General features: G+C 59.9%; 14 protein-coding genes. 10 read left to right on the top strand and 4 right to left on the bottom strand.

Annotated elements, in window-relative coordinates; all coding sequences use genetic code 11:
* Window positions 1–36: 36 nt before the first annotated feature.
* Window positions 37–1476: a pyruvate kinase gene (pyk, locus tag FHT87_RS24050; protein WP_183735247.1), complete on the bottom strand. Its 1440-nt coding sequence runs from the start codon at window positions 1474–1476 to the stop codon at window positions 37–39.
* Window positions 1476–1961: a DUF1036 domain-containing protein gene (locus FHT87_RS24055; RefSeq protein ID WP_183735248.1), complete on the bottom strand. Its 486-nt coding sequence runs from the start codon at window positions 1959–1961 to the stop codon at window positions 1476–1478. Before FHT87_RS24055 ends, pyk begins: the two co-directional genes overlap by 1 nt.
* Before the next feature lie 203 nt (window positions 1962–2164).
* Between FHT87_RS24055 and FHT87_RS24060 the strand changes: the two genes are divergently transcribed.
* The 3 genes from FHT87_RS24060 (at window position 2165) to FHT87_RS24070 (ending at window position 3629) form a co-directional block, all read left to right on the top strand.
* Window positions 2165–2953 (top strand): N-formylglutamate amidohydrolase, encoded by a 789-nt coding sequence (locus tag FHT87_RS24060; protein WP_183735464.1) that lies wholly within the window; start codon window positions 2165–2167, stop codon window positions 2951–2953.
* Between the two features lie 17 nt (window positions 2954–2970).
* Window positions 2971–3276, top strand: a complete 306-nt coding sequence (locus FHT87_RS24065) for a DUF1244 domain-containing protein (protein WP_183735249.1) — start codon at window positions 2971–2973, stop codon at window positions 3274–3276.
* A gap of 89 nt (window positions 3277–3365) precedes the next feature.
* A complete protein-coding gene (locus FHT87_RS24070) occupies window positions 3366–3629 on the top strand; it encodes a DUF2312 domain-containing protein (RefSeq protein ID WP_007822869.1) in 264 nt (87 codons plus the stop codon).
* Between the two features lie 156 nt (window positions 3630–3785).
* On the opposite strand, the gene FHT87_RS24075 is transcribed toward FHT87_RS24070, so the two are convergent.
* A complete protein-coding gene (locus FHT87_RS24075) occupies window positions 3786–5666 on the bottom strand; it encodes a DUF882 domain-containing protein (RefSeq protein ID WP_183735250.1) in 1881 nt (626 codons plus the stop codon).
* 179 nt (window positions 5667–5845) lie between these two features.
* Window positions 5846–7390 (bottom strand): sigma-54 dependent transcriptional regulator, encoded by a 1545-nt coding sequence (locus FHT87_RS24080; RefSeq protein WP_183735251.1) that lies wholly within the window; start codon window positions 7388–7390, stop codon window positions 5846–5848.
* 310 nt (window positions 7391–7700) lie between these two features.
* On the opposite strand from FHT87_RS24080, the gene FHT87_RS24085 reads away from it, so the two are divergent.
* From FHT87_RS24085 to omp10, 7 genes are all read left to right on the top strand, one after another.
* Window positions 7701–9554: a M3 family oligoendopeptidase gene (locus FHT87_RS24085; RefSeq protein WP_183735252.1), complete on the top strand. Its 1854-nt coding sequence runs from the start codon at window positions 7701–7703 to the stop codon at window positions 9552–9554.
* 33 nt (window positions 9555–9587) lie between these two features.
* Window positions 9588–10748, top strand: coding sequence for an aminodeoxychorismate synthase component I (locus FHT87_RS24090; protein WP_183805241.1), 1161 nt, complete (start codon window positions 9588–9590; stop codon window positions 10746–10748).
* Window positions 10745–11374: an aminotransferase class IV family protein gene (locus tag FHT87_RS24095; protein ID WP_183735254.1), complete on the top strand. Its 630-nt coding sequence runs from the start codon at window positions 10745–10747 to the stop codon at window positions 11372–11374. Before FHT87_RS24090 ends, FHT87_RS24095 begins: the two co-directional genes overlap by 4 nt.
* A 2-nt stretch (window positions 11375–11376) precedes the next feature.
* The gene (locus tag FHT87_RS24100) at window positions 11377–11661 is read left to right on the top strand and encodes a YciI family protein (RefSeq protein WP_183735255.1); all 285 of its coding nucleotides are present in this window, start codon (window positions 11377–11379) and stop codon (window positions 11659–11661) included.
* Between the two features lie 46 nt (window positions 11662–11707).
* A complete protein-coding gene (locus FHT87_RS24105; protein ID WP_183735256.1) occupies window positions 11708–12565 on the top strand; it encodes a DUF3445 domain-containing protein in 858 nt (285 codons plus the stop codon).
* A 132-nt stretch (window positions 12566–12697) separates the two neighbouring features.
* Window positions 12698–14143: a homospermidine synthase gene (locus FHT87_RS24110; RefSeq protein WP_183735257.1), complete on the top strand. Its 1446-nt coding sequence runs from the start codon at window positions 12698–12700 to the stop codon at window positions 14141–14143.
* Between the two features lie 173 nt (window positions 14144–14316).
* Window positions 14317–14685 (top strand): outer membrane lipoprotein Omp10, encoded by a 369-nt coding sequence (omp10, locus tag FHT87_RS24115; protein ID WP_183735258.1) that lies wholly within the window; start codon window positions 14317–14319, stop codon window positions 14683–14685.
* The last annotated feature ends 9 nt before the right edge of the window (window positions 14686–14694 follow it).

Below are 14694 nucleotides of genomic sequence, written 5' to 3' on the forward strand. Positions count from 1 at the left end.
TCGAGGAGCGCTTCGCATTTTCTAGCTTGAAAACGATCAGATGCCGCTCTGGCCGTCGGAGCCGATATAGGCGATGCGCAGCATATTGGTCGCGCCCGGTGTGCCGAGCGGCACGCCGGCGGAGATGATGATGCGATCGCCCGGCTTGCCGAAGCCTTCCGCAGCAACGATGCGGCAGGCGCGGTTGACCATGTCGTCGAGGTCGGTTGCGTCATGCGTGACGACGCAATGCATGCCCCAGACGACGGACAGGCGGCGCGCCGTCTTAATGATCGGCGACAGAGCGATGATCGGCACCTGAGGACGCTCGCGCGAAGCGCGCAGGCCGGTCGTGCCCGAAGAGGTGTAGCAAACGATGGCCGACAGCTTCAGCGTCTCGGCGATCTGACGGGCGGCAAGCGAGATAGCATCCGCACCGGTTGCTTCCGGCTGGGCGCGCTGCGCGTAGATGATGCCGGGATAGTGCGGATCCTTCTCCACCGTGCTCGCAATCGAGGCCATCATCGAGACGGCTTCGACCGGATAGGCGCCGGATGCGGATTCAGCCGACAGCATGATCGCATCCGCGCCTTCGAAGACGGCGATGGAAACGTCAGACACTTCGGCGCGGGTCGGAACCGGCGAAGAAATCATCGATTCCAGCATCTGCGTGGCGACGATGACAGGCTTGCCCGAACGGCGGCAGGAGCGGATAAGCTGCTTTTGAATGCCAGGAACAGCTTCGAGCGGCATTTCGACACCGAGGTCACCGCGGGCCACCATCAGCGCGTCGGAAAGCTCGATGATTTCTTCGATGCGTTCCAGAGCCTGCGGCTTCTCGATCTTCGACATCAGGCCGACGCGGCCACGGGCGATCTTGCGCACTTCGGCGAGGTCATCGGGGCGCTGGACGAAAGAGAGCGCCACCCAGTCGACGTCGTCGGTCGCAAGAACCGCGTCGAGGTCGGCACGATCCTTATCGGTCAGCGCACCGACGCCGAGCAACGTGTCGGGCAGGCTGACACCTTTGCGGTCGGAAATGCTGGTACCGGCGATAACGGTCGTGACAATGGTCTTGCCATCGCACTTTTCAGCGCGCAGCGCCAGCTTGCCGTCATCGATCAGCAGGCGGTGACCCGGCCGAACGGCCTCGAGAATTTCAGGATGCGGCAGGAAAACGCGCGTATTGTCGCCGGGGGTATCGTTGCTGTCGAGCGTGAAGGTCTGGCCGGGCTTCAGCTCCACCTTCACATTGGCGAATTTGCCGACGCGCAGCTTCGGACCCTGAAGGTCCGCCAGAATGCCGATCGGCCGGCCAGACCGGGCTTCGACAGCGCGAATGCGCTGCACGAGCATACGCATCACATCATGGCTCGCATGGCTCATGTTGATGCGGAAAATATCCGCACCCGCCTGGTGCAGCTTCTCGATCATCGATTCCTCGGAGGAGGCCGGGCCGAGGGTGGCGAGGATTTTAACTTTGCGGTTACGCTTCATCAATTCTGGCTTTCTTGCGTCCCTGGGGTGTCGGAGAGTTGAACCATCCAGCTACCCTGGCGGCCCGTATCGTATTCCTTGAATCCCATCTTTTGATAACCCCGGGCATAGCAGTCCTGCACGCCCGCGATCTTGAATTCATTTTCCGCCACGCACATCTGCACGTCACCCGTCCATCGGCCTCCCCGGGCGGCATCTTCTGCGTAGAGGTAATAATAACGCGACTGTAATTCCCCCTCGATCAGCGTGGCGCAGGTCGTTGCCGGCACCTGCCACCAACCCTCGGTGACCCAGCCCTCCTTCGCGCGATATCCGATCGCAACGCCAACCAGATTTTGCGTACCATTGCATACACGGAAATCCGCGCGCGCGGCATCGGCGATGAAGAACGGCGAAACGGCTGCAAGAGCGAACAATGCGAGACGGACCAGCGGCCCGGACCGCGTGAGGAAACTTGGCGCGGCTTGGATCAACACGGCTCCCAAATAGCTCCACGGTTATTCGTTGTCCGTGTCTTCTTGCGCCGCCGTCAAGCGAAAGTCAACGCGATGCTAATCGATTATATTTCCTTTCATAACCGTCCGCTGAGCGCATCTCGTCGCGCTGGCCCTGCCCATCGCGCTTGAACCGGCCGAACGCGCATGCAATCACTGGCCAAAGACGCGAAATGACAATCGGCAATTTCCTGATGGACCACTTCCAATCCTTCGAAATCCTACCCGGCCAACATGACAAAGGCATGGTGATCCTCGGCGATCATGCCATGAACCGCCTGCCCGAACGATATGGCCGGCTCGGCCTGCCGGAAAGCGCCTTTCTCAGGCATATTGCTTACGACATCGGCATCGAGGGCCTGACCCGCCGGCTTTGTGCGCAACTGGGCGTACCCGGTGTGCTCGGCGGTTTTTCGCGCCTGCTGATCGACCCCAACAGAGGTGAGGACGATCCGACCCTGATCATGAAGATATCTGATGGCGCCATTATCCCCGGAAACCATCCGATTACTGAGGAGGAATGGAACTACCGGATCGAGGCCTTTCACAGACCCTATCACAATGCCGTGTCGGAGACGATCGACAGGGTGGCGAATGCGACCGGCAAAGCGCCGCTGGTGCTCTCCCTCCACTCCTTCACGCCCGCCTGGAAGGGCATTCCCCGTCCCTGGCATGCCGCAGTGCTTTGGGATAGCGACGACCGCGCCGTCGGTCCATTGCTTGAAAAACTGCGTGCCGATCCCGATCTCCTCGTCGGTGACAACGAACCCTATGACGGTGCGCTGAAGGGTGACACCATGTACCGCCATTGCATGATCACGGGCATCCCGCACGCGCTTCTGGAAGTACGCCAAGACCTCATCAGCGATGAGGCCGGTATCGAGGAATGGGCGGTGCGTCTGGCTCCAATCTTTGCGGAGATGAACGCCGATCCAGCCCTTCATGCATACAGCGTGCACACTTCACGCACCGGCCTCTATTGAGTAAAAGGACCTGGCCCATGACCACGCTCAGCAAGGAACAGAAGACGGAATTCGAGGCTGCCGCCTTCCGCCGGCTGATCACGCATCTTCGCGAACGAACCGACGTGCAGAACATCGATCTGATGAATCTTGCCGGCTTCTGCCGCAACTGCCTATCCAACTGGTACCGCGAGGCTGCGGAAGCCGAAGGCATCGCCGTCACGAAGGACGAATCGCGCGAGATCGTCTACGGGATGCCCTACGAGGACTGGAAGAACCTTCATCAGACGGAAGCATCGCCTGTGCAAAAGGCAGCTTTTGAGGTGAACAACCCGCATAAATAGGCCACGCGGTCTCAAATCGCCTTGACGCTGGCTGCACTTCGCGGCAGTCACTGGCAACCGAATGCATATCCCGAAATCAGGAGAACACGATGTCTGATGCACATGGCGTCGCCCGCGATCAGCTCCGCGCTTTTGTCGAGCGTATTGAACGCCTGGAAGAAGAAAAGAAGACAATCGCGGACGACATCAAGGACGTCTATGGCGAAGCCAAGGGCATGGGCTTCGACACCAAGATCCTCAAGAAGGTCGTTGCCCTTCGCAAGAAGGACGAGCAGGAACGCATGGAAGAAGATGCGATCCTCGACACCTACCTGCACGCCCTCGGCATGATCGAATCCCCGCCGGAAGGCTGAGGATCAGTCATCTGCTTTTCCAGAGAGCCGCCGCTTTGGTGGCTTTTCTTTTGGTCTCATCAAAATATCGGCGCCGATTTTCGCCTTGCCGGCAGCCACAAAAGCAAAAGCCGCCGGACATTGTTCGACGGCTTTTGCTTGTTCGGATATATCAGATCAGCGCGTGTTGAACTTGCGCACTTCCATGAAATTGACGGCCGTGCCGCTGAAGCGGGCGGGATCGACCGAAGCAGTCTTCACGAAGCCTTCGGCATACACCGCGGTCGGCTGGGCACGCAGCGTCTGACTGACGAAACGTGGAGCCTGCACCTTCTTAGAAGCCATTTCCAGGCGGGCGTTGGTGAGAGCCCACTGCGAAATCATCTTCTGCGTCAGCTTCGGCTCTGTGCGCATCGTCTGACGGCTTTCATCGGCAGCCACCGCTTCCTGCTTCGTCGGACGGCCACCCTTGGTGGGCAGGCCCTGCGCAACCGGACTGTCGATGACAGCAGGCTTCGGCGCCACGACCGGTGCAGCAAAGCTTGCAGACTTCGCCATCGGTGCAAGCGCTGCAAGCTGCAGCGGCGGCTTGTCGAGTGCCGGCGGGTTCTTCGGCGCGGCAGCGTTGATCGCCTGCTCCACCGTCTGCGGCTCAGGAGGCGCGTTCAAAGCAACCTGCGTGTCTCCGCTCTCATCCTGCTGCTTAGCAAGTGCTGCCACCATGGCTGGCGAAAGCGTATCCTGATCTGCCTCGTCTTCACCCGCTTCAGGATCGGCATTCTGCGCAGCAAGCAGATTTTCGGCAACGGCCGGACGTTCGGCCGGGGTCGGAACGCCCGTCGACATCAGGCTCGGGTCGACAGAAGCAAGTTCGGCATCACCCGGTGCACGACGCTGACCGAGCAGCGACGGAACCGGAATGCTGTAGCCGCTCAGATCGGCGAAATGCTCCGGCTCCTGCGGCTGGCCTGCCGGCATGGCGGCAAGGGCCTGCTGGGCGGCGTTACCCGCAGACGGCGGCACCAGGGCATTGGCAACCTCGTTGCCGGCAAGCTGGTTGCTGAAGGCCGGGCGAACCTGCGGCACCGGTGCATTGACGCTTGCGACTTCGGTCTGCGGCTGGGGTTCATCAGCTGCCGGGACAGCCTCAGCCTTCGGCGGCGTTGCCTTGGCGACAGCCACCGGTGTGCTATCCTCCGAATTATCCTCTTCCTCGTCGGCGCCGCCACCAAAGAGGTAGGCAAACAGTGTCTTCTGCTTGCGAGGTTCGTCATTGGAAACGGAAGCGCCGGCGCTTGCCATCATGATCTGGCTGCCGTTCGCCATGCGGCGCTTGTAATCGGCCATCGCCTGCTGGTAACCCGGCAGCGGCTTACCATCGGCGGGAATATGAATGGTATTGCCGTCAGGGAAGAGCCTGACCAGCTCGTCGCGGCTCATGCGCGGCCAGGCGCGAACGCCGCCGACATCCATATGCACGAAGGGCGAACCGGACTTCGGATAGAAACCGACGCCGCCGACCTGCATCTTCATGCCGATACCGCGCAGCGTGGCGAGCTTCACGTCGGGAATGAAGAAATCCATCGCCTTGCCGAGCATATGCTGGCTCTTTTCGGCGACACCGGACTTGCGCGAACGACCGCGCAGCATCTCGTTGGTGGCTGGTGAGCGGAAACCGCAGACGACGTTGATGTAATCCCTGGAGCCGGACTGGCGGTAAACTTCCCAGATGAGGTCGAAGAGCCGCGGGTCCATCTTCGTCGGCTGATTCTTGCGCCAGTCGCGAAGGAAGCGGTTGAGCTGCTCGAGACCCTTCGGGTCGAACTTGCCGTTGCGCTTGTAGGTGATGACTGCCTTTTCGCCGGTATGGATGAAATAGAGCTTCAGGCTGCGGGTATCGCCTGCAGCCTGAGACTGTGTGCTTACGAATACAGGTGAGGAAACCGCGAGCGCAAGAAGGGCGGCCGCTGCCGTCCTAACTGCCTTTCCGCCAATCTTGGCGCACAGCAAGCGCCAGCTCAAGCGCGAAAGCTTGGTGTTCCCATTCAAATTCGGCAACTCGATCCCCGTCAGACAGTCAATGTCCCGTGCTGTCTCAAATGGCTGTCAATTGCGGTCACACGATGGCAAAAATGCCACACATGATCAACCTTTTCTTTACATAGTGAACGAGCCGCTAACAAGTGGTTTATGGCGAGTAACCAAACATGGTTGCCTTATTCTTAACAAAAACGCCTCTATGCCGCATCTTTCTGAGGATTATCGGGGTCGATACCATAATCCTTGAGTTTCCGATAAAGTGTGGATCGCCCAATACCTAGCTTTCGCGCCACTTGACTCATTTGCCCGCGATAAAACTTTAACGCGAAACGAATCAATTCTTCCTCGACATCGGCAAGGCGGCGGACGTCACCGGACTGATTGACGCTCGGGATCGCGTTGTCGGGCACCTCCGGACCGCGGCGTATCGTCTCGGCGACGGATACCGCCTGATAGTCCTCGGGGAATTCGGCATCCGGATCGAGATGTGAATTATCGGCGACGAGCGCCAGGTGATCCACGACCTCGTAATTCGGAAGCTGGGCGGCGATCTGCGGGAAGTCCGATTCGGTCAGTTCCGGACCTTCGGCAAGCACGACGGCACGGAAGATCGCGTTTTCGAGCTGGCGGATGTTACCCGGCCAATCATAAGCGGTCAGCAGCGCCAGCGCGCCGGCATTGGCCGTCATGCGGCGGCCGTTCTTCTGCTCGCTGGAGAAGCGGTCGGTAAAAACGCGCACCAGATGAGGAATATCTTCCTTGCGTTTGCGCAGTGCTGGAATGGTGATCGGGAAGACGTTCAGGCGATAGTAGAGGTCCTCGCGGAAGCGGCCGTTCTTGACCTCTTCGATCAGATCCTTGTTCGTCGCCGAAATGAGGCGGACATTGACCTTGTGCGCAGTGCGCGCGCCGACGGTCTCGATCTCGCCCTGCTGGACAGCCCGCAGCAACTTCACCTGCACTTCGAGCGGCAGGTCGCCGATCTCGTCGAGGAAGATGGTGCCACCATCGGCTTCCATGAATTTGCCGATATGCTTTTCGGTCGCACCGGTAAAGGCGCCCTTTTCATGGCCGAAGAGAATGCTTTCGACGAGGTTATGCGGAATGGCGCCGCAATTGACCGTCACGAAAGGTTTGTTGGCCCGGTCACCGGCCGATTGGATCGCACGCGCCACCAGCTCCTTGCCGACACCCGATTCACCTTCGAGCACGACCGGGATGTTGGACTGCGAGGCGCGCTGCGCCAGATCGATGACGCGGATCATCGCCGGGCTTGCCGAAACGATATCGTCGAAGCCGACCGAGCCCGCCCGCGATCGGCGGCCGGCACGGGCCTTTACCTCGCGCTGGTCGAGCTTCATCGCATTGGAAATGGACGTGTTGATCCGTTCCGGAGAGACCGGCTTGACAACGAAATCGAAAGCGCCGGCGCGCATGGCCTGCACGACTGTCTCGATGCCGCCCTGTCCTGTCTGGACAATGACCGGAATCGGCGTGCCGAAATCATGCATCGCTTCGAGAAATTCGAGGCCGGTCATTTCCGGCATCATCAGATCGAGCACGATGACATTGAAAAGCCCGGGATCGCGCTTCACCATCTCCAGCCCGATGCGGCCGTTTTCGGCCTGATGCACCACATGGCCGCTGCGCTCGATAGCGTTCTTGAGCAGACGGCGCTGCACGGGATCGTCCTCGACCACAAGGATCTGCCCTGCCCCTTTGAGCTCATTGTAACCGGTCATTGTCGCCTCACTTCATGCGAAACCTTGAGGCGCACTCTGGCAGAAAGGCTTGAACATCCAGTTTTGAGAAACAATTGCATTTTAATTGTTATGACAGGCCGTTTTCGTGCCGTAACAGGGCCTTTTGCGCGCCGAAAACCCCTTAACACCGTGCCGTCCGGCGCCCAGAGCGCCGCGCGTCCATTCGGACGCGCAAAGGACGCTCTGTCTTTTGAAACTGCGCATCAAGCTTTCCGAAAATCGATTCCGATTTTCGGGCCGATGCTGTAGACAGTCAAACCTGTTATAAAAGAGGAAGAGGAACCGCCCCATGAGACACACGCTTGCGCACGCCGATCTTTATCTTTCGGCAACGGCTCCCACCGCAGCGGCAGCCCCGGCTCTGGGCGAGCTTCCGACCTGGAAGCTGCAGGATCTCTACCCTTCGGCTACCTCCACCGCCTTCGTCTCCGACATGGAAAAGGCCGGCAAGGCTGCTTCGGATTTCGAGGACAAATGGAAGGGCAAGCTTGCCGACGCAGCCGAAAAGAAGGGCGAGGAAGGCATCGGCCAGGCGCTGAAGGAATATGAGGCGCTCGACGACATTATGGGCCGCCTCGGCTCCTTCGCCGGCCTCACCTATTTCTCTGATACCTCCAACCCGGCAAACGGTAAGCTCTATGGCGATGTTCAAGCCAAACTGACAGAATATTCCGGCCGCCTGCTTTTCTTCGCGCTGGAGCTGAACCGCATCGACGATGCTGTTATCGATGCCTGCATGGCGAACGATCCGCTTGCCGGCCATTACCGCCCCTGGCTGGTCGATCTGCGCAAGGACAAGCCGTATCAGCTCGAAGACAAGCTGGAGCAGCTCTTCCTCGAAAAGTCGATGACGAGTGCTGCCGCCTTCAACCGCCTGTTCGATGAAACGATGGCGGAACTGCGCTTCGAGGTCGACGGCGAAAAGCTGCCGCTCGAAGTGGCGCTGAACATGCTTCAGGAAAAGGATCCGGACGTGCGCCGCAAGGCGGCGATGGCGCTCGCCGAAACTTTCAAGACCAATATCCGCACCTTCACGCTCATCACCAATACGCTCGCCAAGGACAAGGAAATCGCCGATCGCTGGCGCGGCTTCGAAGACATCGCCGATAGCCGCCATCTGGCAAACCGCGTCGAGCGCGAGGTCGTCGATGCCCTCGCCGTGGCTGTGAAGGAAGCCTATCCGCGCCTCTCGCATCGCTATTACAAGATGAAGGCGAAGTGGCTCGGCATGGAGCAGATGAATTTCTGGGATCGCAACGCGCCACTTCCGGAAACCTCGAACGCCCTTATCTCCTGGTCCGAAGCCAAGGACACCGTGCTTTCCGCCTACGCTAATTTCGCGCCGGAAATGGCTGATATCGCCAGGCGCTTCTTTGATGAACAGTGGATCGATGCGCCCGTTCGCCCCGGCAAGGCGCCGGGCGCCTTCGCCCATCCAACCGTTCCGTCCGCCCATCCCTATGTGCTCGTCAACTATATGGGCAAGCCGCGCGATGTCATGACGCTTGCCCATGAACTCGGCCACGGCGTGCATCAGGTCCTTGCCGGCGCGCAAGGCGCCCTCATGTGCCAGACGCCGCTGACCCTTGCCGAAACCGCTTCCGTCTTCGGCGAAATGCTGACCTTCCGCGCACTGCTGGACCGGACGACTGACAACCGTGAACGCAAGGCGATGCTGGCCCAGAAGGTCGAGGACATGATCAACACGGTCGTGCGCCAGATCGCCTTCTACGAATTCGAGCGCAAGGTCCACACCGCCCGCAAGGCCGGCGAACTGACATCAGACGATATCGGCGAACTCTGGCTCTCCGTCCAGTCGGAAAGCCTCGGGCCGGCCATCAAGATTTCCGAGGGCTACGAGACCTATTGGGCCTATATCCCCCACTTCATCCATTCGCCCTTCTATGTCTATGCCTATGCTTTCGGCGACTGCCTGGTGAACTCGCTCTACGCCGTCTACCAGAAGGCCGAGACAGGCTTTCAGGAGAAGTATTTCGAACTGCTGAAAGCCGGCGGCACCAAGCATCATTCCGAACTGCTGAAGCCCTTCGGCCTCGACGCGACCGATCCCTCCTTCTGGAGCAAGGGCCTGTCGATGATCGAAGGATTGATTGAGGAGCTCGAGGCGCTGGATAAGGCATAAGCTGCCGAAGCCCGCACCTTTGCTGGAAAGGCAATGGCAGCGTCCGAACCCTTCATTTTGTTCCGGGACGATACGACCGGCGAAGTCATGCTCTTCGCCGGCCCCGAAGATATCATCATCGCCCGCACGCGCGCAGAGTTCCTGCCGGCGCTCAAGCGGATGGAAGAGGCGCGAAAGGCCGGCAAATGGCTTGCCGGTTATATATCCTATGAGGCCGGCCATCTTTTCGAAGGAAAACTGGCCGGCTTTGCGCAAGAGAACCGGGAGACGCCACTGTTGCTGTTCGGCGTTTTCGATGCGCCGCAGCCGGATGATCATCCTCTCGCAAAACCGCGGCAACGCCTCGAAAACGAGGAGTTCCTGACGGCCCCGAAGGCGGGCTGGAATTTCCCTATATATAAAGAGCGTTTCGAACGCCTGCATCAGCATCTGCGCCTCGGCGATATCTATCAGGCCAACCTGACGATGCCGATCGAAGCCCGCTGGAGCGGCGATCCGCTCGCAGCCTTCTGGTCGCTGATCGACCGCCAGCCTGTGAAATACGGTGCGTTTGCCAATCTCGGCGGCCCCATCATTCTTTCCCGCTCTCCGGAACTGTTTTTCCGTACCGACGAGAATGGCTGGATCGAGACGCATCCCATGAAGGGCACGGCAAAGCGCGGTGCGACACCTGCCGAAGATGCCGAAATCGTCGAAGCCATGAGGACCGACATCAAGACGCAGGCGGAAAACCGCATGATCGTCGACCTCTTGCGCAACGATATCTCACGCATCACCGAAGTCGGTACGCTCGACGTTCCCAAACTCTTTGACATCGAGACCTATCCCACAGTCCACCAGATGGTGAGCCACGTGCAGGCGAAGCTCCTGCCCGATCTCTCCGTCAGCGACATATTCGCGGCGCTCTTCCCCTGCGGCTCGATCACAGGTGCGCCGAAGATACGCGCTATGGAAATTCTCCACGACCTCGAAGACACGCCGCGTGATGCCTATTGCGGCGCGATAGGCATGATCTCGCCCGGTGGCGCCATGCGCTTCTCCGTCGGCATCCGCACTATGACGCTGTTCGATAACGGCAAGGCCGTCTTCAACGTCGGAGGCGGCATCGTCTTCGATTCAACCGCCGAAGCCGAATATGAGGAATGCCTGCTCAAGGCCCGCTTCGCCGTCGGCGACCAAGGGATTGCCCGATGACGGATTTTTCGCTGATCGAAACGCTGCGCTGGCAACCGGACGAAGGGTTCATTCGCCTGCGCCTGCATCTCGCCCGCCTCTCCCGCTCCGCCCGCCGCATCGGTTTTCCCGAGCCGCTGGATGCGGCTGCCAAGTTGGAAGAAGCGCTGAAGGGGGAACGCGAACCGCGCCGTGTCAGGCTGACGTTTGACCATCAGGGCCATATCGACGTTACCACGGCGCCCTTCGTCCCGCTTCCGCCCGACGCCGTCTGGACCCTTCGTATCTCGAACACCCGTGTCAATTCCGCCGACAGGCTGCTGCGCATCAAGACCACGCGCCGTGACATCTACGAGGCCGCACGCGCCGAGTTCACACTGCAACAGGCGGATGAAGTCATCCTGCTCAACGAGCGGCAGGAAGTCTGCGAGGGAACCATCACATCCATTTTCCTTGATGACGGTACCGGCATTTTCACGACACCGCCGATCTCCTGCGGCCTACTCGCCGGCGTGCTGCGCACCGAGCTCATCTGCCAGCGCAAGGCCCACGTTGGCCGCATCACGCTTGATGATCTCGACAACGATGCGCTTTACGTTGGAAATTCGCTGCGCGGCCTGATCCGCGCCACGCTGCAAAAGGACTGAGCATGTTTATCCTCTCCCTGACCTATGTGAAGCCGAACGAAGAGGCCGACAGGCACATGGAGCCGCATATGGCATGGGTGAAGGAGGGGTATGCCAGGGGCTGGTTCCTTGCCTCCGGCCGCAAGGTGCCGCGCACCGGCGGCGTCATCCTCGCCGTCGGCGACCGCGCGTTGATCGAAACCTATGTGGCGGCCGATCCCTTCATCATTCATGGCGTTGCCGAATATGACGTCACCGAAGTCGCGCTGACCACGGTGACCGAAGGGCTGGAGGCTTTGAAACGCTGAGCCGCAAACCGCGCCGGCTGGTTATCGGTCTCAAAAGGGAGCGGCGATGAAACGTCCGTCTTATATGCCCTATGACGGCTCGGCCCGACCCTTCACGATCGGCTTGATGCCGCTCGACCCTGTCCGCTGGATCGAACCCGACGACGATCTCAACCGCTACCTCGCGGAAAAGGCGCGGCTGGCAAACGAGCGCTTCGATGACATCTTCGTCGCTGAGGAAGGGACTGAAACGGCTCAGCTGGAGGCGCTGGATCTTCTCCTCGCGCACCTTGCCGGGCGGCATCCGGCAATGCACCGTCAGGATATTTCGGCTCTACCGCCTCTGTTCAAGGCCGGTTCGCTCGTTCAGGACGATCTCGTCCTCATGCGCCGCAAGGCCGATGGCTGGCATCTCGTTGCCGCCCACGTCGCCTTTCCCTCTTCGTGGTCGCTGCGCGAGAAGTTCGGCCGCCCGATGCACGAGATCCATGCCGATGTGCCCGGTTTCGGCGAAGGCACACGCAACGCTGCGCTCATCACCCGCATCTTCGATAGTCTGCGCGTTGCCCAGCCAGTCGAGCGGCTGAACTGGTCGATCAACACGACGGCCGATCTCTTCCTCCCCGTTTCGAAACATCGCCGGCCGCCTTACGCCGAAGCCTTCACGCTCGAAGAGCGTTTCGTCCGCGTCGAGCGCCAGACCCTGCACAAGCTTGCCGTCTCCGGCGATATCCTCTTCACCATCCGCATCTATATCGATCCGATCGCTGTGGTCGCCCGCCATCCGCGCGCGGCTGAGATCGCCGCACGTTTCGCCGATCAACTGGAAGCGCTCGACGAACATCAGGCCGCCTACAAGGGCCTGACGTTGCAACGAGACGAGCTCGTGCGGAAATTGCGGGCGCTTTGCAGCGCCGATATTTGACCTTTGCAGGGGGATCGCTCTTTATTGTGACGCCATTTTGTGATTAGAGCCGGTCACTTCGCGAGCTTCGCGGCATTTTCATATGAATTCTTTAGGCTAAAGGCCTTCGTTCCCTTCCAACAGGAGAAAAGAATGACGGAACAGAACTATCCGGTATATGGCGAAATTACCGGTCCGATCGTCATGATCGGCTTTGGCTCCATCGGCCGCGGCACGCTGCCCCTGATCGAGCGCCATTTCAAATTCGACAAGAGCCGGATGGTCGTCATCGACCCGCGCACGGACGATGCCCACATTCTGGAAAAGCACGGCGTCAAGCACATTCAGGCATATGTGACGAAGGACAACTACAAGGAACTGCTGAAGCCGCTGCTGACCGAAGGCGAAGGCCAGGGCTTCTGCGTCAACCTCTCCGTCGATACCTCGTCGCTCGACATTATCAAGCTCTGCCGCAAGCTTGACGTGCTTTATATCGATACCGTCGTCGAGCCCTGGCTCGGCTTCTACTTCGACAAGGACATGAAGAACGAGGAGCGCACCAACTACGCTCTGCGCGAAACCGTTCGCAAGGAAAAGGCCAAGAACCCGGGCGGCACCACAGCCGTTTCCACCTGCGGCGCAAATCCGGGCATGGTCTCCTGGTTCGTCAAGCAGGCGCTGCTCAACCTCGCCAAGGATATCGGCTTGAAGTTCGACGAGCCGGGCCAGGACGACCGCGAAGAATGGGCAAAGCTCATGAAGAAGGTCGGCGTCAAGGGCATCCATATCGCCGAACGCGACACGCAGCGCACCATCCATCCGAAGCCGCTCAACGTATTCTGGAACACCTGGTCGGTCGAAGGCTTCATCTCCGAAGGCCTGCAGCCGGCAGAACTCGGCTGGGGCACCCATGAAAACTGGATGCCGAAGAACGCCAAGAAGCACAAGAAGGGCTCCAAAGCCGCTATCTTCCTGGAGCAGCCCGGCGCCAACACCCGCGTACGCACCTGGTGCCCGACGCCCGGCCCTCAATACGGCTTCCTCGTCACTCACAACGAGTCGATCTCGATCGCCGATTTCTTCTCGGTAAGAGACAAGGACGGCGACGTCACCTATCGTCCGACCTGCCACTATGCCTACCATCCGGCCAATGACGCCGTTCTCTCGCTGCATGAGATGTTCGGCAACGGCGGTACGGCACAGCCAGTCCATCACGTTCTCGATGAGAACGAATTGGTCGACGGCGTCGACGAGCTCGGCGTGCTGCTCTATGGCCACGACAAGAACGCCTACTGGTACGGTTCGCGCCTGTCGCTGGAAGAAACCCGCCGCATCGCTCCCTACCAGAATGCAACCGGCCTGCAGGTGACTTCTGCCGTTCTCGCCGGCATGGTCTGGGCTCTCGAAAACCCGAAGGCCGGCATCGTCGAAGCCGACGAGATGGATTACAGGCGCTGCCTCGAAGTGCAGCTGCCTTATCTCGGCCCGGTCGAAGGCCACTACACCGACTGGACCCCACTCGACGGTCGTCCGGGCCTGTTCCCGGAAGACATCGACACCAAGGATCCGTGGCAGTTCAAGAACATCCTCGTTCGCTGAGTCCTGTCGTAATGCTTTCGAAGATGCCCGCTGCAAGGCGGGCATTTTTGTAACGCCTGCTGTCTAAATGCCGGTCGTCTGCCGCCGAAGGCTTGCCTTCGCAGAAGGCCCGCGCCATGTTTTTGGCGGACTGTTGCGGATAGTTTCCGCCTAGATTCGCCGGGAGAAGCCCTATGAAAATCAGAACTGGTCTCGTTCTTGTGGTTGCATCGGCAGCTCTTGCCGCCTGTGTCTCCTCCGGCCCGCGCCCCCTCCCCGTCGCGTCAGGACCCGCTCCCGCCGGTGTCGAAGGAACCTGGGCCGATCCGAACGGTATCGTCTCCACCTTCCAGGGCGGCACCTTCACCACGCGCACGACTGACAGCAACCAGCTTCTGGCCTCCGGCACCTATATCAAAACCTCGCCATCGCTGGTGGAAATCAACATGACTTCGCTGGTTCGCAACACCCAGTCGAAGGTCAATTGCGCCCTCGTCACGACAAGCCAGCTAAACTGCACCTCGGATGCCGGCGCGCAGTTCGTCCTGACGCGCCGCAGCTGAAAAGAGCAG

This window comes from Rhizobium sp. BK316 (assembly GCF_014193695.1).
Classification (GTDB): domain Bacteria; phylum Pseudomonadota; class Alphaproteobacteria; order Rhizobiales; family Rhizobiaceae; genus Rhizobium.